Origin of the sequence: Polaribacter sp. AHE13PA, from assembly GCF_019278505.1 — a bacterium.
Lineage (GTDB): Bacteria > Bacteroidota > Bacteroidia > Flavobacteriales > Flavobacteriaceae > Polaribacter.
In genome coordinates, this window is sequence record NZ_CP058985.1 from 3,194,895 (window position 1) to 3,214,699 (window position 19,805).

Below are 19,805 nucleotides of genomic sequence, written 5' to 3' on the forward strand. Positions count from 1 at the left end.
TAGGTCGTTATTTTAAGATTATAGCAATAAATTGCAATTATATTATCAAATAGAAAGTTCAAAAAAACTACTCTTTTTACTATTAGCAGAAACACTTAGTTATTGTACATTTGTATTATACTTAATTATCTTTTTGATTGAATACAATTCAGAATATTTCTAATTTTTCTACTTCAGAAAAAACATATGTAACCATTGGTACTTTTGATGGGGTACATTTTGGGCATCAAAAAATTATTGATAAGCTGGTTTTAGAGGCTAAAAAAGCAAATAGAAAATCTGTTTTACTTACCTTTTTTCCGCACCCTAGAATGGTCTTGCAAAAAGACGCCACTATAGAGTTGATTAATACAATTGAAGAACGTGCCGAATTACTTAAAAAAACAGGCTTAGATTACTTAATTATTCATCCTTTTAGCAAAGAATTTTCTAGAATGACAGCGCTAGAATTTGTGCGTGAGGTTTTGGTTAATCAATTGAATATTTCGAAATTAATTATTGGTTACGATCATCATTTTGGAAAAAACAGGGAAGGAAATATTGTTCAATTAACAGAATATAGCCATTTATACGATTTTGTGGTAGAAGAAATTCCGGCACAAGATATCGATGATGTTTCTGTAAGTTCTACCAAAGTAAGACGTGCTTTGGCAACCGGAAACCTAAAAACTGCCAACAATTATTTAGGCTACAATTTTATGTTAAGTGGTACAGTAGTAAACGGAAAACAATTAGGTGGAAAAATTGGCTATCCTACGGCAAATATTGATGTAAAAGAATCTTATAAACTGATTCCTAAAACGGGCGTTTATGTTGTAAAATCTACTATTGACAATAAAACTGTTTTCGGAATGATGAATATTGGCAGCAGACCAACCGTAGATGGAACTTACCAAACTATTGAGGTTCATTTTTTTGACTTCAACCAAAATTTATACAACGAATATTTAACGATAGAATTGCTTTATTTTTTACGTAATGAAGAAAAATTTAGTTCTATTAACGCATTAGTTGTTCAGATTAAAAAGGATGAACAAACTGCAAGGGATTATATTAAAAACAAGCTTTAAGTTTTTTTACATAGGTTATGTTAATACTACCTTTTTAAGGAACATTACATCTCTTTTGTTATCACTGTTATGTGACTTCTCATTGCATTCAAAGTGACATTTGTTGTGTTTTTTTTAGCGAATAGTCTTATTTCCAATCAGTATGTCTTTTTAACCTTTTGAGAGAAATTGCATAAAGTTGCTCTACAATGTGTTTTCTTTGCTATGGGATTTCTCCTTGCGTCGAAATGACAAGTTGGGTGTTTACTTTTATGTTTTCATTATTATGGTGCTTTTAAATACTTCGAAGTAACATTCTTATTAAAGACTTTTCTTTTTTTAGTATTCACTACGCGTTAAGGATAGAGCAATTGTTTGAGCTCTTTTTTGTTCTTTTAACAAAAAAAGCGAGTGCGAAAGCCTGCCCCTTGTGGTAACGCCCAAAAGACATTGGAAAACATCTATTTTCTATGATTTCTTTGTGTCTATTTGGTTAGAATTTTACAACATACTTTTATTTATAATTTAGTGTAAAACCATTTCACAAATTATATCTTTGCATTTACAAAAATTCTACAAAAATGTTACAAGTACAGTTTATTAGAGACAACAAAGAAACGGTTTTAGCGGGTTTAGCTAAACGTAATTTTGCTAATGCAGCAACGATTATTGAACAAGTTTTAACTGCTGATGAGAATAGAAGATCTACTCAGGTTGAATTAGATAATACTTTGGCAGAATCTAATAAATTATCTAAAGAAATTGGTGGTTTTTTTAAATCTGGGGAAGTACAAAAAGCAAATCTTTTAAAGGAAAAAACAGTTCAATTAAAAGAGAGATCTAAAGAGCTTGGTGAAAATTTTAATGCTTTTGCAGAAGAGTTGCAAACGTTATTATACCAAATTCCGAATATTCCGCATGCTTCTGTAAAAGCAGGAACATCTGAAGAAGATAATGAGAACATTTTTAGTGAAGGAACCATTCCGGATTTAGGAGAAAATGCTTTGCCTCATTGGGAATTGGCTAAGAAATATGATATTATAGATTTCGAATTAGGTAATAAAATTACAGGTGCCGGTTTTCCGGTTTATAAAGGAAAAGGTGCAAGATTACAACGTGCTTTAATCAACTATTTTTTAGATAAAAATACGAAAGCAGGTTATACAGAAGTACAAGTGCCACATTTGGTAAATACAGAATCTGCAACTGCAACGGGGCAATTGCCAGATAAAGACGGACAAATGTATCATTCTACAGTAGATGATTTATATTTAATTCCTACTGCAGAAATTCCTATTACCAATATGTTTCGTGGTAATTTAATGCAAGAAGCTGAATTTCCTATTACAGTAACTGGTTATACGCCTTGTTTTAGACGTGAAGCTGGAAGTTATGGTGCGCATGTAAGAGGTTTAAACAGATTGCATCAGTTTGATAAAGTTGAGATTGTACGTATTGAGCATCCAGATAATTCTTACCAAGCCTTAAATGGTATGGTAGAACATATTAAAGATATTTTAAGAGAGTTAAAATTACCTTATAGAATATTACGTTTATGTGGTGGAGATACTGGTTTTACGGCTGCCCTAACATTCGATTTTGAAGTATTTTCTACAGCACAAGACCGTTGGTTAGAAATTAGTTCTGCATCTAACTTTGAGGCTTTTCAGGCAAATAGATTAAAACTACGTTTTAAAAATAAAGAAGGTAAAAGCGAATTGGCACACACCTTAAATGGTAGTTCTTTGGCTTTACCTCGTGTTTTAGCGGGTATTTTAGAAAACTATCAAACAGCAGACGGAATTAAAATACCAGATGCTTTAGTACCTTATTGTGGGTTCGATATTATAGATTAATAAATTAGTAAGCAGTATTCAGTTGGCAGTAGGCAGTTAGCTTGTTTGTATAATATTTTTTTATACAATTGAGTACTGTTTACCGCAACGACTAATTGTAAACTAATTTTAGTTAGCAGTATTCAGTCAATATTTGACTGAGTACTGAAAACTGAAAAACGGTAGACTAGTTTGCAACTACAGCAACCATTAATCTTTTGTATTTATTCATTTCTAAAAGTGAGTTTAAATACGCACTAATTTGTCCGTTTTTCATAAACTCTATAGAATTGTTTTTTGCTGTTTCGTATTGTTTTTTAAATGTATTCATCTTCTTAAAATTTGATTGGTTATATTCTCTATAGACAAGTTTCGTGCCAAATTATTACAAAGAACACCTTATAATAGACGTCTTTAATAAAAATTTAACATATTTCTTACTTATCTTTGAAATTGATGAAACAACTGTTTTTACTTATTTTTATTACTATAACTAGCGTTAGCTTTTCTCAAAGTGATTATTATTTGGCGGAAGATTACTATAGAGAAGGCCAATATGAAAAAGCGACTCAAATCTTTAAAAACTTATATGCTAAGAACCTTTTTAATACTACTTATTTAAGTAGATTGATTTCTTGTTATCAAGAAACCAATAAATTTAGTGAAGTAGAAAAACTATTAAAAACCGCACTTGACAAAGACCCTAAACAAGCTTTTTTTTATGTGCATTTAGGATATAACTACCAAAGACAAGAATTACAAGAGTTGGCAGAAAAAAATTACGCTATTGCTTTAAACTCTATTGATACAAATAGTTTTTATGGCGGGTTTATTGGTAGACTTTTTAAAGATTACAATCTTTTAGATCATGCAATTTTAGCGTATGAAAAAACAATGGCTAAAAATAAAAAAGCAGATTATAACTTTAGAATTGCTCAAATTTATGGAGAAAAAGGTGACTTAAAGAAAATGTTTGAAGCTTACTTTAATCTAGTTGATAAAAACATTGAAAATTACGATTTAGTAAAAAGATATACGAGTAGTTATATTACAGATGATGCAGAAAACGAAGCTAATATTTTATTTAGAAAAACACTTTTAAAAAAATCTGCAAGCAACCCAAAAAATGTTTGGAATCTATTATTAAGTTGGCTTTTTACACAACAGAAAGATTATAATAAAGCCTTTACGCAAGAAAAAGCTTTGTACAAAAGAAACCCTGCTGATTTAAATTCTATTTTTGATTTAGGAAAAATAGCTTTTGAAAACAAAGATTATATCACAGCTAAAGAATGTTTTTATTTTATTACCCAACAAAAAACTTTACAAATAGAAAAAATTGATGCGTCTTTTTACCTCGCTAAAATAGCTGTTGCAACAGATAATCCTGAAGTAGAAAAAATGTTTCTATCTCTTTTTAATCAGTACGGTAAAAATGCATCAACCATAAAATTACAAGTAGAATATGCTGATTTTTTAACTTTTAAAAAAGACCAACCAAACGAGGCTAAAACTGTTTTAGAAGAAGCCTTAAACTATTCTCGTTCTCGATTCGACAAAGCAAGAATAAAACTAAAATTAGGGGATATTTTGGTCTTTACAGGAAATTACAACAAAGCATTAATCTATTTTTCTCAAATTCAAACACAACTTAAAAACCACGAATTAGCACAACAAGCCCGTTTTAAAGTAGCGCAAACAAGTTATTATAAAGCAGATTTTACATGGGCAAAAGCACAGTTAAAAGTATTAAAAGGCTCTACAACACAATTAATTGCGAATGATGCTCTAGAGTTGTTTTTAAAAATTACAGATAATGAACCGGTAGATTCTATTCCGTCTGGATTAAAACAATTGGCAAAAGCAGAACTGCTCTCTTATCAAAATAAAAATGAGGAAGCATTAACGGAATTACACAGTTTATTTACCCCTAAAATCGTTTTTGAAAACGGATTAAATCTTGGAGAAGTTATATACGATGATGTTTTATTTTTTGAAGCAAAGTTGTTCATCAAACAAAAAAAATATGACGACGCTATTGTAAGTTTTTCAAAAATTATTGCAGCCGATAATCAAGGTATTTATGCAGATGATGTGTATTATGAAATGGCAGAATTGTATAATAATCAATTAAACAATCCAGAAAAAGCTTCAGAATACTATCAAAAGATTATTTTTGACTATTCTTCTAGTATTTATCTAGTAGATGCTAGAAAAAAATATCGAAAATTAAGAGGAGATAAAATATAACACTCTAATTTTTTCAATAAAACATTTATACAAAATTACAATTACTCAGCATAATGTACATATACAACGTAACTATAAATATAGATGAAACCGTTCATAAAGAATGGCTTACATTTATGGAAACTCATATTTTAAAAGTCTTAAATACGGGTAGATTTACTGCAGCAAAACTAACTGAAGTTTTGGTAGAAGAAGAAATGGGTGGTAGAACTTATTCTATACAATATACAGCAAATACTAGAGAAGATTTAGACGATTATTATAAACACGAGGCAGAAACATTGCAACAGAAAAGTCTTCAAAAATTTGGAGATAAAATGTTAGCTTTTAGAACAGAATTAAAATTGATAAAAGAATTTTATCCTACAAATGTGATCAACTAATAATTAAACATGAAAAACTTTCTCTACATACACAGAAAGAAAGTTCCTTTAATTGGTATTTCGCTAATTTTAATAGGAGCTCTACTTGCCTACTTACAATGGGGCAAAGAACCTGGAGAAACAATTTCTGGAGTGTTTTGTGGACTAGGTTTTGGTTTAACAATAATAGGTCTTGGAGGCATTAAAAAACCCGATAAATTATGAGTGTAAAAGCAAAAAAACATTTAGGTCAGCATTTTTTAACAGATGAAACCATTGCACAAGATATTGCCAACGCATTAACAGGTAATGGGTATGATGATGTCTTAGAAATTGGTCCTGGAATGGGGGTTTTAACCAAATATTTATTACCAAAAAAAGCAAAGGTAACTGTCATGGAATTAGACAGAGAATCTGTTGCTTATTTGCATGAAACATTTCCTTTAGAACACATTAAATTAGACACTTCTAAAGAACATTTCGAAATAATTGAAGGCGATTTTTTAAAGAATCAAATCCAAGATATTTTCAATAAAAAGCAAGTAGCAATTATTGGTAATTTCCCTTATAATATTTCTACACAAATTGTTTTTAAAGCCATTGAAAATAGAGAGTTTGTACCAGAATTTGCAGGTATGTTTCAAAAAGAAGTAGCTAAAAGAATTGCAGAAAAAGAAGGTAGCAAAGTGTACGGAATTTTATCGGTGTTAACCCAAGCCTTTTTTGATGTAGAATACCTATTTACAGTTCCGCCTACGGTATTTAATCCACCTCCAAAGGTAGATTCTGGTGTTATACGATTAATTCGTAAAAAAGATTATTCGTTACCTGTAGACGAAAAATTATTTTTTAGAGTTGTAAAAACAGCCTTTAATCAACGAAGAAAAATGCTTCGTTCTAGTTTAAAGTCTTTCAATATTTCGGATACCTTAAAAGAAGACCCTATCTTTGCGAAACGCCCAGAACAATTATCTGTTTCTGAGTTTATTTTACTTACGCAAAAATTGGCAGAAAATGACGTTCGAAATCACTGATGAATCTTTAGAAAACCTATCAGAACTTATCATTTCTAACAATGATAAAGAAATAACAGCATTATTTTCTGAAGTCCATTTTGCCGATATCGCAGAAGTTTTAGACGAAGTTAATTTTGATGAAGCTATCTATATTATAAAACTTTTAGATAGCGAAAAAACATCAGAAATACTTACCGAATTAGACGAAGATACTCGTGAGAAAATTTTAAAAAACTTATCTGCAAAAGAAATTGCCGATGAAGTTAGAGAAATGGACACCGATGATGCTGCCGATATTATTGGAGAACTGTCTGAAGAAAGACAAAAAAGGGTAATGTCTGCTTTAGAAGACGATGACCATGCAGCAGATATTAAAGAATTACTGTCTTATAATGATAATTCTGCAGGTGCTTTAATGGCAAAAGAATTGGTAAAGGTCTATGAAACCTGGACCGTTGCCGGCTGCATGCGCAGAATAAGAGGACAAGCTAAAGATGTTACCAGAGTACACTCTATTTATGTAGTAGATAAAGAAGATAAATTGGTAGGTAGAATGTCTTTAAAAGACTTAATCATTGCCAAATCAGACCATAAAATAGCAGACATTTGTAAAGCAAAAGTAGATGCTGTAAACGTACATCAAAACGACGAAGAAGTTGCTAAAATAATGGCTAAGTACGATTTAGAGGCCATACCTGTTGTAGATGACAACAATGTTTTAGTGGGTAGAATTACCATTGATGATATTTTAGATGTTATTAGAGAAGAAGCCGACAAAGATTACCAAATGGCAGCTGGTTTCTCCCAAGATGTAGAAGCAGATGATACCATTTGGGAACTTACAAAAGCGCGTTTACCGTGGTTAATTTTAGCCCTTTTTGGTGGCTTTATTTCTGTTTCTGTCTTAGGTAGTTTTGATAATGCAATAAACACTTTTCCAGAACTGTTCTTTTTTACACCTTTAATTGCTGCAATGGCAGGTAATGTAGGCGTACAATCTTCTGCAATTATTGTGCAAGGTTTGGCAAACGACAGCTTAAAAGGATCTCTGTTTAAAAGGTTGTTAAAAGAAATATTACAAGGTTTGTTAAACGGTTTTGTATTGGCAGCCTTATTAATGTCTGCCGGAATGTTGTTTTTAGGATTTCCACTAGACTTAGGAATTACCGTAGCAGCTTCCTTAATTTCCGTAATTATTATTGCTTCAATTATTGGAACATTTATTCCTATTATTTTAGCAAAAAAAGGTATCGATCCAGCATTGGCCACAGGACCATTTATAACAACAAGTAACGATATTTTAGGAATTTTAATCTACTTTTCTATCGCTAAATTAGTCTTAGGATTTTAATTTTTTTAGAAGCTATTTCCAGCTTTCCGCTATATCTTTTTGCTGAAAAAGCAAAAAGGATGCCGCTTCAATCTGGGCTAGACTTGTTTACCAGCAACTTTTATATACTGAATACTCCTTTTAATATCATTTGAAATTTGAAACAGTAAAAGTTAAGAAAACCTAAAAATTAAACACCAAATTTATCATTTCGACGCAAGGAGAAGTCTCATAAAAGTGCTGCACAAACCCAATCAACCTTATGTGATTTCTCTCTCCGTTCGAAAGGACAAACTAACGGCTACAAATATGTGACATCAGAAAGTACAAACTGTATGAGCAAAAAGAACTATTTTCTTAACTTCACAAACAAGTCCCAAATAACAACTCCTGTGGTTACAGAAATATTTAAAGAATGTTTGGTACCCAATTGCGGAATTTCGATACACAAATCAGACGCATTTACCACTTCTTGTTGCACGCCTTTTACCTCGTTCCCCATAACAATAGCATACTTCTCTCCTATCGTCGGATAAAAAGTGTCGAGCATTGTAGAATTTTCTGCTTGTTCAATAGATAAAACTTTTACATTTTCTGCCTTTAATTTTTCAACTAAAGTCAAAGTATCTTCTACGTATTCCCAAGCCACCGATTCGGTTGCTCCTAAGGCTGTTTTATGAATATCTTTATTTGGCGGAGTAGCACAAATACCACATAAATAGATCTTTTCAATCAAAAAAGCATCACTTGTTCTAAAAACAGAACCAATATTATTTAAACTTCTAATATTGTCTAAAACTACTATAATTGGCGTCTTTTCAACAGTCTTAAATTCATCAACTGTAATTCTTCCTAACTCGTTATTCTTTAATTTTCTCATATCTTGTGAATAAGTTCACTACAAACTGCTACTGATTACTGCGTACTAATTTTTATCTTCGCAAAACTAACTGAAAATTTCCAAAACTTGGCAAAAACAAAAGCTAAAAAGGTAACTCCTTTAATGAAACAATACAACGCAATCAAGAATAAATATCCTGATGCAATGTTACTTTTTAGAGTAGGAGATTTTTACGAAACCTTTGGTGAAGACGCTAAAAAAGCTGCCGATGTTTTAGGAATTACCTTAACAAAACGTGGTGCCGGAAGTGAAACAGAAACTGCTTTGGCAGGTTTTCCACATCATTCTTTAAACACCTATTTACCAAAGTTGGTAAAGTTTGGAATGCGTGTTGCTATTTGCGACCAGTTAGAAGACCCTAAAATGACCAAAACCATAGTAAAACGTGGGGTTACAGAATTGGTTACACCCGGAGTTTCTTTAAACGACGAAGTTTTACAAACCAAAACCAATAACTTTTTAGCGGCAGTTCATTTTGATAAAAAACAACTCGGAATTTCTTTCCTTGATGTTTCTACTGGTGAATATTTGGTGGCACAAGGAAATGCAGAATATATTGATAAATTGTTGCAGAATTTTAGTCCGAGTGAAGTCTTGGTTCAGAAACAACACAAACAACAATTTTTAGAATTATTTGAAAACCGATATTACACGTTTTATTTAGACGATTGGGTTTTTCAAAAAGAATATGCGAATGAAACGTTGCAAAATCATTTTGAAGTAAAAAGCTTAAAAGGTTTTGGAATTCAGGATGTTAAAAACGGAATTATTGCTGCTGGTGCAGTGATGTATTACTTGTCGGAAACGCAACACAATCAGCTAAAACACATTCAGCATATCAGCAGAATTGCTGAAGATAATTATGTTTGGATGGACCGTTTTACGGTTCGGAATTTAGAATTGTACAACCCTAATTCTATCAACGCAGTTACACTTTTAAATGTAATTGATAAAACAATTTCGCCCATGGGTGGAAGATTGTTAAAACGTTGGTTGGCATTGCCTTTAAAAAATATTGACGCCATTAAAAATCGTCATGAACTGGTAAAGTTTTTTATAGATTCTGATGAGTTTTCTCAGACAGTAACTTATCAATTAAAACAAATATCCGATTTAGAACGATTAATTTCTAAAGTAGCAACCGGTAAAGCTTCACCTAGAGAAATTGTACTTTTAAAAGATTCTTTAAAGGCCATTTTGCCGATAAAAGCATCCGCAGAAAAAAGTAAAAATAATACAGTAAAAGCACTCGGAAATCAATTACATACATGTGCCGATTTAATTGAAAAAATTAATGAAACCTTGTTTGATGAAGCTCCGGTAAACATCAATAAAGGAAATGCTATTGCTACTGGCGTTCATCAAGAATTAGACGATTTACGTGCCATTTCTAACTCTGGTAAAGAGTATTTAGATAACATGCTAAAGCGTGAAACAGAGCGCACAGGAATTACAAGTTTAAAGATTTCTTTTAACAACGTATTTGGGTATTATATTGAGGTTAGAAATTCTCATAAAGACAAAGTTCCACAAGAATGGATACGTAAACAAACCTTGGTAAATGCAGAGCGATATATTACCGAGGAATTAAAAGAATACGAAACCAAAATTTTAGGTGCTGAAGAAAAAATAGCCAAAATAGAACAAGAAATATTTTCTAAATTACTACAGTACATCATTCAATATGTACAGATAGTCCAAGAAAATGCACAGGTTATCGCAAAAATAGATTGTTTACTTTCTTTTTCAGTTCTAGCAATTGACAATAATTATGTGCGTCCGATTATGGATGAAAGTACTGATTTGGAAATAAAAAATGGTCGTCATCCGGTTATTGAAAAACAATTACCCATAGATCAAGCGTATATTGCAAATGATGTGGTGTTGAACAGAACTCAACAACAAATAATTATGATTACTGGGCCAAATATGTCTGGTAAATCTGCTATTTTAAGACAAACTGCATTAATCGTTTTATTAGCACAAATGGGAAGTTATGTTCCGGCTCAGAATGCAAAAATTGGTATTGTAGATAAAATTTTTACTAGAGTTGGTGCCAGTGATAATATTTCTATGGGCGAATCTACTTTTATGGTAGAAATGAATGAAACAGCTTCGATCTTAAATAACGTTTCTGAGCGCAGTTTAATTTTGTTAGATGAAATTGGTAGAGGAACCTCTACTTATGACGGAATTTCGATTGCATGGGCCATATCTGAGTTCTTACACGAACATCCAACTAAAGCAAAAACATTGTTTGCTACGCATTATCATGAGTTGAATGAAATGACCACTACTTTTGAGCGCATTAAAAACTTTAATGTGTCTGTAAAAGAATTAGAAAACACCATAATATTCTTGCGTAAATTGGTTTCTGGTGGTTCTGATCATAGTTTTGGTATTCATGTTGCCAAACTTGCTGGAATGCCAAATATGGTAATTCATAGAGCGAATAAAATTTTAGATAAACTAGAAAAGAACAACAAAAACGCCGAAGTTAAAGACGTTTTAAAACAAGATCAGAATGAAGAAATGCAACTCAGCTTTTTTCAGTTAGATGATCCGTTATTAGAAAATATTAAAGAAGAAATTTTAGCTACAAATATTGATACTTTAACGCCTATTGAAGCATTAATGAAGTTGAATGAAATTAAACGAATGTTGATTAAAAAGTAAAAAAGAGCTAAACGTAAATGTTTAGCTCTTTTTAATTATTTTTTACTGTATTTTTTTAAAACTTATACTTTGTAGTAAGTTGTAAATTTCTAGTTTCTCCTGGTAAAGCCCCTGCAAACATTGCTTTTACATAATATCTAGTATTAAAAATATTTTCAATATTTAATCTTAAATCCCAATTTTTTCCAATTCCATAAGCTAGAGCTCCATCAAAAAGAACATAGCTATTTACGTGAGCATCTACTAAACTATAACCATCAATAGTTCTTTTGCTTTCGTAACTTGTACCTAAGTTAAAACTTAAAGGATTTTTTTGTTTACCTAACAAGAACTTGTATTGTCCCCAAAAACGAGCATATGTTTTTGGTACACCTTTACTTTGTTCTGTAATAACATCTTCTCCTTCTATTGTTTTAGGATCTTGAAATGTTGCATTGGTATTAAATGATAAGAAATTATTAACCGCATAATTTACATCTAACTCTACACCTCTTGTTCTATTTTCTTGATCATAAAAATACTGAGGTACATCAATATTAAAATTTGATGCTGCAGGATCATCTTCATAATCATCATTAGCATACTGTAAATTTGTGGTTGCTGTTTGAAAAAATATAAGAGACGCTAATAAACTGTTATCTTTCGTCTTAAAACGCATTCCTAAATCTATTGACAAAGATTCAGAATCAGGACGATCATCACCATCTAAAGAAGATGTTACGCTATAAACCGTTCTACCAACAGAATAGTTACCAAATAAAGATAACTGATCCATAGCTCTATAATTTAAACCTAAATTATAAGCAAAACCAGCATCGTTAAAATCAACTAATTGTCCATCATCATACAAATTTCTATAATCTTGTTGGGTACCTAAATAAGCTCCACCAACTCTAGCTGTTAATTTATCGTAATAAATAACTTCTTGAAAACCGACCCCATAACCTTGTACTGTTTTTTCGTATTGGCTTCTTAAAATTGGGTCATAATCCCAAATACTTCCAGATCCCCAGTTAGGGTTTCTAATATCTAAAATGTATGGCACAGGGTTAGTTGCTCTACTATCATCTGCATCCCAAGTAGAATGTTGGCTGTAATCAATATTTCTATTCTCGTAGTTAATACTTAATAAATGTTCTCCTCTTAAAGCATTTCCTTTTCCCCATGTTTTTTGAAAATCACCAAAATATTGAAACATTTTTTCTTGAGCATCAACAATTCTATATTCTTGACGTCTTGCCGCATACGGATAAATTACATCATCTATAATTAATGGCGAACGAGTATCGTTATGTATAATACCACTTTGTTGATAATAAGAATAATTTAAAGCCCCTGTTTGCCTAACATAATCTGAGCTATAATTTCTATACAAAACCTGGTTTGTAATGTTAACAGTTTCACTTGGTTTCCACTCATGACGTAATTTTACTCTAAATTCTTTTCCTTTGTTTGGTGTTGCCAAAGGTGATACCAATGTAGCATCTCCAATATCAAAGGGTTCATAACCATCTGTATTGGTTAATGAGTTTGCCAAAATTTGGCGTTGCTCATCAGTTAATTGTACACCAGAAAAGTTTCCACTACTATCTAAACCGTTATCATTTACTAAGTTTTCCCAATTATAACCACCATCTTCCGGGTTTCCTAATAAACTTGTACTTACTAATCTTACAGGGTTTCCTGTTGGATCAATTTGAACAGCATCTTCTATATATGCACTAGATAATATAAATTGATGTTTATCTGTTTCATATTTTAAAGATCCATAATTCTCAAATCTTTCAGATGATACATCTCTATATCCTTCTTCAACTTCACTTGCACTTACAAAACGATAACTTAATTTCTCTGAAATTGGACCCGTTAAATCGACCATAACTCTATAATGTCTCCATTTTCCAAAACGAGTTTCAATAGAATATTGTTCTATATCTAAAGGTTTTTTTTCTATTAAATTAATTACTCCACCTGCGGCGCCCATTCCGTAAAGACCAGCAGACGGACCTTTTAAAACCTCAATTCTTTCTATGTTAGTTTGCGAACGAACAGGATTAAATGTATTCCCTAAACTACCACCACCATACATACCATCGTAGGCATAATTAGCACCTAACCCTCTAATAACTAAATTATCACCAATATTATAATTATTACCCGCTTGTGTAACTCCACTTATATTTCTAATACTTTGTTGTATCGTATTGTTAGCTTGTTGATCTAATAAATAACCACCTACAACAACTACAGGCGCAGGCGTGTTCATTAAACTAATTTTAGATTTTGTAGCAGAACGAGAAACTGTAGGTACTTTTTCTTTGTCTAAATGAGCTTCAATTAAAATTTCATTTAAATTTTCTGATGTATTTGTAAGTATCAAATTTACTTCAGAAATTTTATTTGAGTTCACTGTTATGGTTTTATTAACTGTTTTGTAACCAACATATGAAGCAGATAAAGTAATCTCACCAATAGGAACTTTAACCATAAATTCACCATTATTATCTGATGAAGTTCCCAAAGAAAATTCTTTAATTTGAACGGTTACATTAGAAAGAGGAGTACCACTTTGATTAACAATTTTTCCATGAATTTTACCACTTATATTTTGAGCTTTCCCATCTTGGAAACTTAATAAAAACAGTATACAGCATACTATTTTAGTGAGGTTTATAGAACTTTTCGAATTTATAAAATAATTCATTACTTTTGATTTTAAGTATTTTTTTAATCTGTTAATAATATCATGTTTCCAGTATGAAATCTGATAATGACACACTAGTTTTTGGTAAATATTTTGCAAACATACAATGTTATTTTTATTTATTCTAAATAAAGATAATATATGATTTATGGATATTTTTTTTATCTTTTAGTACTATCAAAATAAGCGAGTTAAGAAAGAAAATATTTTTTTAATAATTTAAAGAGCATTAAGATGCTTCTAAAAAAACGTTGATGAAATTGAATAATATTAAAAAGGAATGGTAAACAATTTAGAACAAGGTTTTTTCGGCATTGGAATTCAGAATGGAAAAACCCCTGAAAACTTAGGAGTACTTTGGCGTTCTGCCCAAAATATGGGGGCTAGTTTTATTTTTACCATTGGCAATCGCTATGCTAAACAAGCTTGCGATACGCACAAAGCAACAGGTGCAATGCCTTATTTTCATTACGAAACTTTTGAAGATTTCTTTAACAACTTGCCAAAAGGCGCTATGTTAGTCGGCGTAGAATTAGATGAAAAAGCAGTACAATTAGAAACCTTTACCCATCCTAGACGTTGTGTATACTTATTAGGCGCAGAAGATCATGGAATGTCTAAATTAGCTATTGAAAAATCGCATCATTTGGTAAAATTTAAATCTGAATTAAGCTTAAATGTATCCGTTGCCGGAAGCATTATTATGTATGATAGACAGGCGAAGTTTAATTTTTAGGTGTAAGAGAATTAAAACTACTTTCTATTAAGAAGCGATGTTGTATAAGCTTTGTTTAAGCAATGAATTCAATAAATAAAATACGAACGGTGAAATTCCGGAGGATTTTCGCAAGTATGCTTTTACCAGCATTTTTTTTTCACGGTGTTACCACGCGTATTTCATTATAATCTTTCAATAATGTATCTGTTATCCTTTGATTTACTAATTTTTAAATTTGTTCCAATTTGTATTTTTAAAGTCTCTTGATAAACACTATCTCCAAGTTTCAAAACTCCACTTCTTGATTTTTCGTCCTTTGACCCAATCTTATATTTTGCTATAAAATCTGTATTTTCAACTTTGAAGTCCAAAGAATAAGAAATTGGTTGTCCTAATTTCTCCGCTGGGAATAAGTGTTTGTTTTCAACTTTAATTCTTATGTTATGGCTTTTAACATCACTTTTCGAGATGTTGTCAATGTATACAATTCCAGAAGCAGAAGTGCCAAGAGGCTTTTTTGTGATTTCTGTTTTATTTGTTTTCTTTTTTTCAGGATTTTGATTCTTAAAGTCTGAATTTTTAATTGAAATCAAAGCACAATTTTTTCTTAATTGCTTTATTTGACTTAGATATGGATTCTCTAGATTTTTATGGTCAATATTTAAAATCGGTTTTAATTGCTTTATTATTTCTGTCTCTAATTTGTCAATTTTCTCTTTACTTTCAGGATATTCGTAAAATGACAAAGCCATATTCTTTTTCATCCAGTCTGTAATTTTTATTTCACTTGCGTTGTCAAATTTGAAATGGCTAAATCTCCTTTTTGCATAGTCACTGTCATTTCTTTGAATTGGCTTTAAATTCTCTTGTACGCACAATATTGAACCGATAGACTTTCTTACTGTTGAACTTCCAGTTTTCCCAGTTGTAAAATGCGTTTTTGAATCTCTCTTTTCTTGACTTGATTCAGTTTTTCCAATGTATATTATTTGATGTTTGGAAACAGAATCACCTAATAATGGAAAGTCGCTGCCAATATAAAAAAACGCATAAATTCCAGGAAATTGTGAAAATGTCTTTGTTTTCAAAAAATCAGTTTCTCTTTCTTTAAGTAATTCTATGATTTCTTCTGTTGTCATTGCCCTTTTATATATATGTAGTAACGTTGTTGTGTTATGGAAAGTTACGTGTTTAAGCAATGAATTTAGTAAATAAAACACAAACGGCGAAATTCTGGAGGAATTTCCAAAGTGAGCTATAAATAAAGTTTATACGGCTTAAGTTTGTCTTTTAATAAATTTGATACTTAATCAGAAAGAATAAAAGAGAGAATTAAGGTTAGTTTATACGGTGAAGCATCAGACTTCGACAACATTGATAATCCTCTCTCTTTTCTACTAAAAATCACGTTCAGTTCTGTGAGACCTAGATCTCGATTTCAAGTTGTTGTGAGTATAAGTAGGTTATTATTTCATAAATCAGTCTTTATGAATAAATATAAGGAAATTTTTGGAGTTGACATTAGTAAAGATGTTTTTGATGTTTATGGAAGTAAAAGCGGTCATAATCAATTTAAAAATGATTCTTTTGGCTTTAATTGCTGTTTGTAATAAACTACTAAAACAATGTTTTGCTATTGCTAAATCAGGTTTACCTTATGATGAAACTCATGTGTCGGTTTTATCTAAATAAGTAGTGTTTATATAAAAAATAAAAAGCTCAAAATACTAATTGATAGAATTATGAGCCTAGAATAATAATGCATAAATTTAATGAAGAAAAGAGTTGGTTTTTAGCTCAGTTCTTTGTTGTACACCGTTTTTTATTCAGTTATTTCTTTTTTGTCTAATTCAAAAATCCAGACTCCCAAAACTATCGTTAAGGAATATATTAAAACCCAAATTGTTTGTTCCGACCATCGTGTTATAAATCCATTATCGACTATATAAAATGTAATCCAAACTGATAAAAAGGAATAAAGAGATAAGATTATTTTCTCTTTCGAATTTGAAAATTTACTTTTTAAGCTACTTTTAATAATCCAAAATATTATCATCGCAGGCATTGACGAAAGTAATCCAACAATAATCATTACGAATATTATTTCGTAAGAGCTTAATATGCTGTTAAAGCTAGAATCATTTATTATTGCACCTAAAATTAATGCTATTAGAAGTGGCGATAACATTACGGTGAACAGCCAAACTTTAATTATATAATTCATTCAACCTTTTTTATTCTGCACCAAAATATTCGTCATAGTGATGTTTAAATTCCGTTTGCATTAATTCAGATGTAATTCCTCCAAATTGAATTTCATATTCTTCGTTATCCATTCCAGTTATTGCTCCACCCCAACCATTTAGTTCAGTTCCGTTTTCCAAGTAAACTTTCAGTTCGGGAATTACAACAGTATCAATCAGCCTTAATTTCGGTTCGTCATCGTTTATTTGAACATTATGTTTTTTACAATGGTTTCTAAATAGTTCATAAGGTGATTCCACGTTTTCAAAATTGATTTTTCCGTGGATAACACCCATTGGCGTGTCAGCAAATTCAAACTCAGTTGTTCCGATTTTTACTTCGTTTAATTCTATGCGATATGTTTTTCTCAAATGGTGTACAACGTTTTTGTGTATAAGAAGTTGCGATTTTTGTGAACGGCTATTTTCCGCAGGAAAATAGGAGTGAGTAAAAAAGCAACAACTTTTGGTTAAGCTAAAATTAAGCAATTTTTTTTACACGGTGTTGTAAGGCGTTTTTATTCAGTTTTCGATTTCTTAATTATTTCTTTCAAAACTTTAATTCGTTTTTTGATTTTCGTCTTATAAAATTCAATTTTTTTGGACTTTTGAACCAACTTGTAATCATAAATTAAACTTGTAATTATTTTAATAATTAGAGAAGTAGAGGCTCCAATAAAACTGTAAAAGAATAAGTTACTTCCTAATTTGTCTATAAATAATAATACGATTGCAAATATTAAAATGAAGAAAAAATATTTAAAAGTATTTTCAGTTATTTTTAAAAGTTCCCCGTTTTTATTTTCCGAAATATTTTTTAGGGATTCAAGTTCATCTTTATGATGATTTATCAAAAATTCAATATTTTTCAATGACCATCTATTCGTTTTTGTGACAGTATATTTTATTCCGACAAAGAAAAGTTTTTTTAGTAAGTCGTAAACAAAACTTAATACAAAAGAGACTAAAATAACTGATGTCAAAGAGTTTTCTCTTATGAAGTCATTCAGCCAAGTTAAAATATTTTCCAAGGTTAGTAGAGTTTTGTTATTAAATTCAAGAGTTTCTTCGTTAATGCCTTACAACGCTTTATATAACAGTAAAAAATTGTTTTATCCCCTAAATTCACAGGGTTTAAAAAAAAGTATTTACTTTTATAATTATTTATAGATATTTAGATTTAGCAATTTATTATATGGTATAAATATACTTGTTAATAACAAAACAGTAAAATTCATTTTTTACTAAAACGTCTAGAAATTTTGTATAAAAAATAGACCAATGCTGCTAAAAAAACTATTTGAATTACTTGCCAAAAAAGAATACCTGCACTAAAATCATTTATTATTTCTTCCATAGTTTATGCTATTTTAATCAATATATTTAATAATTATCTCTTAGTTCCTCAAATATCATTTGCATTCTCTTTTTTACTTCACCGTTAGAATGCATATAATGGTTATTCATATAACTAAAAACTAATACTTTACCCGAGTTTGTAATTAGGTAACCACTTAAATTATAATTATTACCCAAAGTACCTGATTTTGCATGAATATACGGTTTAGGATTTCCAGAAAACCAATTTTTTAAAGTACCCGATTCTCCACCAACAGGAAAAAACTGAAACAACTTTTTAGATGGTATTTTTTTGTGCATTTTTGTTAAAACTTCTACAAAAGAAATGGGTGTAAATAAATTATACCTACTTAAACCAGAACCATCTACCCAGCGTGGTTTTTGTTTTAAATCTTGTAATTGATGTTTTAAAATAAAGTTTCTTGCTTTTGCAGAACTCAATGTATCTGAAAGTGTTGAAGACGCTAAAACTAAAATCTGTTCTGCTAAAAAATTATCGCTTACTTCCATCATTCTTTTAAATAATGAATCTTTAGGAATGCTATAGGCAATTGTAGCCGGTTTTAAAGCCGATTTATGCAATAAACTTACTTTGTTGGGTAAAATATCATTCCAGAGATTTAAGAGTAAAGAATCGCTTATAATCATAGGAATTTCGGTTTCTCTTTTCCTGTTTTTTCCAAAATAAAAAGAATTAGAAAGCTCTTTTCTGCCGTAACTTTTATCTGTAATTTCTAATTTATCAGCAAAATAGTTTGGGCTGACCTTTATGGAATCTTCATTTTGAACAAAGACAACATTTCCATACATAGGAAAAGCACTTACTTCTGGACTAAAATAGCTATCAAAATCTTCCCAAGCCCAACCTGGTCCGTATTTTTGATCAGAAATATTATTAGCAATTAAATGTACTTTTTTATATTTTTTTGCCAATTTTAAAGCGGTACTGTCTTTAAAAAATGGATGTAAAAAAGTAGGATCTCCTGTGGCTTGTATTGTAAGTGTATCTTTATTTACAGCATATTTAAAAGCCGGAATTGAATCTGGCAACATTTCTAAACCTGTAAAAAGTGTGAAAATTTTGGTATTACTTGCGGGTGTAAAATACTTATCTGCATTATAATTATAAAGTACTTTATCTGCTGCTACATCATAAATATAAATTCCCGTAAATTGATTATCAAAAAAAGAAGTTGCTAATTTTTGATCGATATTTCTAGATAATTTAACCATTTTACAACCTGTAAAATAGACAGTTACAAACAAAATTACAAGTACTCTTTTAAGCATTTAAATTATTTTTAATATATTTTTTTTCTAAACTACAAATATTTTGGTTTGTGAAGTTTATATATTGAATAA

Annotated in this window: 18 protein-coding genes and 1 pseudogene; 11 read left to right on the plus strand and 8 right to left on the minus strand. The window is 30.5% G+C overall.

Annotated features, from left to right (window positions below; all coding sequences use genetic code 11):
• Positions 1 to 137 precede the first annotated feature (137 nt).
• A complete protein-coding gene (locus H0I28_RS13825) occupies positions 138 to 1,070 on the plus strand; it encodes a bifunctional riboflavin kinase/FAD synthetase (RefSeq protein ID WP_218759460.1) in 933 nt (310 codons plus the stop codon).
• A 560-nt stretch (positions 1,071 to 1,630) separates the two neighbouring features.
• Entirely contained in the window at positions 1,631 to 2,905 is a 1,275-nt protein-coding gene (gene serS, locus H0I28_RS13830) for a serine--tRNA ligase (protein ID WP_218759461.1), read from the plus strand.
• A gap of 166 nt (positions 2,906 to 3,071) precedes the next feature.
• Here serS and H0I28_RS13835 read toward each other — a convergent pair whose 3' ends face one another.
• The gene (locus H0I28_RS13835) at positions 3,072 to 3,215 is read right to left on the minus strand and encodes a hypothetical protein (protein WP_165731424.1); all 144 of its coding nucleotides are present in this window, start codon (positions 3,213 to 3,215) and stop codon (positions 3,072 to 3,074) included.
• 125 nt (positions 3,216 to 3,340) lie between these two features.
• On the opposite strand from H0I28_RS13835, the gene H0I28_RS13840 reads away from it, so the two are divergent.
• The 5 genes from H0I28_RS13840 to mgtE are packed head-to-tail and all read left to right on the plus strand — an operon-like array spanning position 3,341 to position 7,863.
• Complete coding sequence (locus H0I28_RS13840) at positions 3,341 to 5,134, plus strand: tetratricopeptide repeat protein (protein WP_218759462.1); 1,794 nt, start codon at positions 3,341 to 3,343, stop codon at positions 5,132 to 5,134.
• A gap of 53 nt (positions 5,135 to 5,187) precedes the next feature.
• Positions 5,188 to 5,517 carry a DUF4286 family protein gene (locus H0I28_RS13845; RefSeq protein WP_218732042.1) on the plus strand — a complete coding sequence of 110 codons (330 nt, stop codon included), beginning with the start codon at positions 5,188 to 5,190 and terminating at the stop codon, positions 5,515 to 5,517.
• A gap of 9 nt (positions 5,518 to 5,526) precedes the next feature.
• Positions 5,527 to 5,721: a hypothetical protein gene (locus H0I28_RS13850; RefSeq protein ID WP_218732043.1), complete on the plus strand. Its 195-nt coding sequence runs from the start codon at positions 5,527 to 5,529 to the stop codon at positions 5,719 to 5,721.
• Complete coding sequence (gene rsmA / locus H0I28_RS13855; protein ID WP_218732044.1) at positions 5,718 to 6,530, plus strand: 16S rRNA (adenine(1518)-N(6)/adenine(1519)-N(6))-dimethyltransferase RsmA; 813 nt, start codon at positions 5,718 to 5,720, stop codon at positions 6,528 to 6,530. Before H0I28_RS13850 ends, rsmA begins: the two co-directional genes overlap by 4 nt.
• Complete coding sequence (gene mgtE / locus H0I28_RS13860; protein WP_218732045.1) at positions 6,511 to 7,863, plus strand: magnesium transporter; 1,353 nt, start codon at positions 6,511 to 6,513, stop codon at positions 7,861 to 7,863. Before rsmA ends, mgtE begins: the two co-directional genes overlap by 20 nt.
• 328 nt (positions 7,864 to 8,191) lie before the next feature.
• Here mgtE and H0I28_RS13865 read toward each other — a convergent pair whose 3' ends face one another.
• Positions 8,192 to 8,722 (minus strand): RNA methyltransferase, encoded by a 531-nt coding sequence (locus tag H0I28_RS13865; protein ID WP_166386135.1) that lies wholly within the window; start codon positions 8,720 to 8,722, stop codon positions 8,192 to 8,194.
• Between the two features lie 87 nt (positions 8,723 to 8,809).
• Here H0I28_RS13865 and mutS point away from each other — a divergent pair, with 87 nt between their 5' ends.
• Entirely contained in the window at positions 8,810 to 11,419 is a 2,610-nt protein-coding gene (gene mutS, locus H0I28_RS13870) for a DNA mismatch repair protein MutS (protein ID WP_218759463.1), read from the plus strand.
• 55 nt (positions 11,420 to 11,474) lie between these two features.
• Here mutS and H0I28_RS13875 read toward each other — a convergent pair whose 3' ends face one another.
• The gene (locus H0I28_RS13875; RefSeq protein WP_218759464.1) at positions 11,475 to 14,123 is read right to left on the minus strand and encodes a TonB-dependent receptor; all 2,649 of its coding nucleotides are present in this window, start codon (positions 14,121 to 14,123) and stop codon (positions 11,475 to 11,477) included.
• Between the two features lie 280 nt (positions 14,124 to 14,403).
• Between H0I28_RS13875 and H0I28_RS13880 the strand changes: the two genes are divergently transcribed.
• A complete protein-coding gene (locus H0I28_RS13880; RefSeq protein WP_068447789.1) occupies positions 14,404 to 14,859 on the plus strand; it encodes an RNA methyltransferase in 456 nt (151 codons plus the stop codon).
• A gap of 164 nt (positions 14,860 to 15,023) precedes the next feature.
• On the opposite strand, the gene H0I28_RS13885 is transcribed toward H0I28_RS13880, so the two are convergent.
• A complete protein-coding gene (locus H0I28_RS13885) occupies positions 15,024 to 15,980 on the minus strand; it encodes a GIY-YIG nuclease family protein (RefSeq protein ID WP_218759465.1) in 957 nt (318 codons plus the stop codon).
• Between the two features lie 348 nt (positions 15,981 to 16,328).
• Between H0I28_RS13885 and H0I28_RS17665 the strand changes: the two genes are divergently transcribed.
• Together H0I28_RS17665 and H0I28_RS17610 are read left to right on the plus strand one after the other, a co-directional pair.
• The gene (locus H0I28_RS17665; protein ID WP_302850284.1) at positions 16,329 to 16,451 is read left to right on the plus strand and encodes a hypothetical protein; all 123 of its coding nucleotides are present in this window, start codon (positions 16,329 to 16,331) and stop codon (positions 16,449 to 16,451) included.
• Positions 16,429 to 16,533, plus strand: a pseudogene (locus H0I28_RS17610) (IS110 family transposase); the annotation flags it as partial. The gene H0I28_RS17665 and the pseudogene H0I28_RS17610, both read left to right, overlap by 23 nt.
• A 542-nt stretch (positions 16,534 to 17,075) precedes the next feature.
• On the opposite strand, the gene H0I28_RS13895 reads toward H0I28_RS17610, so the two are convergent.
• From H0I28_RS13895 to H0I28_RS13905, 4 genes are all read right to left on the minus strand, one after another.
• A complete protein-coding gene (locus H0I28_RS13895; RefSeq protein ID WP_218759466.1) occupies positions 17,076 to 17,381 on the minus strand; it encodes a hypothetical protein in 306 nt (101 codons plus the stop codon).
• Between the two features lie 221 nt (positions 17,382 to 17,602).
• The gene (locus H0I28_RS13900) at positions 17,603 to 18,115 is read right to left on the minus strand and encodes a hypothetical protein (protein WP_218759467.1); all 513 of its coding nucleotides are present in this window, start codon (positions 18,113 to 18,115) and stop codon (positions 17,603 to 17,605) included.
• A 203-nt stretch (positions 18,116 to 18,318) separates the two neighbouring features.
• Positions 18,319 to 18,441 (minus strand): hypothetical protein, encoded by a 123-nt coding sequence (locus H0I28_RS17670; RefSeq protein ID WP_302850016.1) that lies wholly within the window; start codon positions 18,439 to 18,441, stop codon positions 18,319 to 18,321.
• 26 nt (positions 18,442 to 18,467) lie between these two features.
• Positions 18,468 to 19,733: a D-alanyl-D-alanine carboxypeptidase/D-alanyl-D-alanine-endopeptidase gene (locus H0I28_RS13905; protein ID WP_218759468.1), complete on the minus strand. Its 1,266-nt coding sequence runs from the start codon at positions 19,731 to 19,733 to the stop codon at positions 18,468 to 18,470.
• Positions 19,734 to 19,805: the final 72 nt, after the last annotated feature.

What these genes read in the sequence shown, in the direction of transcription:
- serS (WP_218759461.1), top strand. Translation starts at nt 1,631, where the DNA reads ATGTTACAAGTACAGTTTATTAGAGACAACAAAGAAACGGTTTTAGCG.
- H0I28_RS13835 (WP_165731424.1), bottom strand. Translation starts at nt 3,215, where the DNA reads ATGAATACATTTAAAAAACAATACGAAACAGCAAAAAACAATTCTATA.
- H0I28_RS13840 (WP_218759462.1), top strand. Translation starts at nt 3,341, where the DNA reads ATGAAACAACTGTTTTTACTTATTTTTATTACTATAACTAGCGTTAGC.
- H0I28_RS13845 (WP_218732042.1), top strand. Translation starts at nt 5,188, where the DNA reads ATGTACATATACAACGTAACTATAAATATAGATGAAACCGTTCATAAA.
- H0I28_RS13850 (WP_218732043.1), top strand. Translation starts at nt 5,527, where the DNA reads ATGAAAAACTTTCTCTACATACACAGAAAGAAAGTTCCTTTAATTGGT.
- rsmA (WP_218732044.1), top strand. Translation starts at nt 5,718, where the DNA reads ATGAGTGTAAAAGCAAAAAAACATTTAGGTCAGCATTTTTTAACAGAT.
- mgtE (WP_218732045.1), top strand. Translation starts at nt 6,511, where the DNA reads ATGACGTTCGAAATCACTGATGAATCTTTAGAAAACCTATCAGAACTT.
- H0I28_RS13865 (WP_166386135.1), bottom strand. Translation starts at nt 8,722, where the DNA reads ATGAGAAAATTAAAGAATAACGAGTTAGGAAGAATTACAGTTGATGAA.
- H0I28_RS13875 (WP_218759464.1), bottom strand. Translation starts at nt 14,123, where the DNA reads ATGAATTATTTTATAAATTCGAAAAGTTCTATAAACCTCACTAAAATA.
- H0I28_RS13880 (WP_068447789.1), top strand. Translation starts at nt 14,404, where the DNA reads ATGGTAAACAATTTAGAACAAGGTTTTTTCGGCATTGGAATTCAGAAT.
- H0I28_RS13885 (WP_218759465.1), bottom strand. Translation starts at nt 15,980, where the DNA reads ATGACAACAGAAGAAATCATAGAATTACTTAAAGAAAGAGAAACTGAT.
- H0I28_RS17665 (WP_302850284.1), top strand. Translation starts at nt 16,329, where the DNA reads ATGAATAAATATAAGGAAATTTTTGGAGTTGACATTAGTAAAGATGTT.
- H0I28_RS13895 (WP_218759466.1), bottom strand. Translation starts at nt 17,381, where the DNA reads ATGGGTGTTATCCACGGAAAAATCAATTTTGAAAACGTGGAATCACCT.
- H0I28_RS17670 (WP_302850016.1), bottom strand. Translation starts at nt 18,441, where the DNA reads ATGGAAGAAATAATAAATGATTTTAGTGCAGGTATTCTTTTTTGGCAA.
- H0I28_RS13905 (WP_218759468.1), bottom strand. Translation starts at nt 19,733, where the DNA reads ATGCTTAAAAGAGTACTTGTAATTTTGTTTGTAACTGTCTATTTTACA.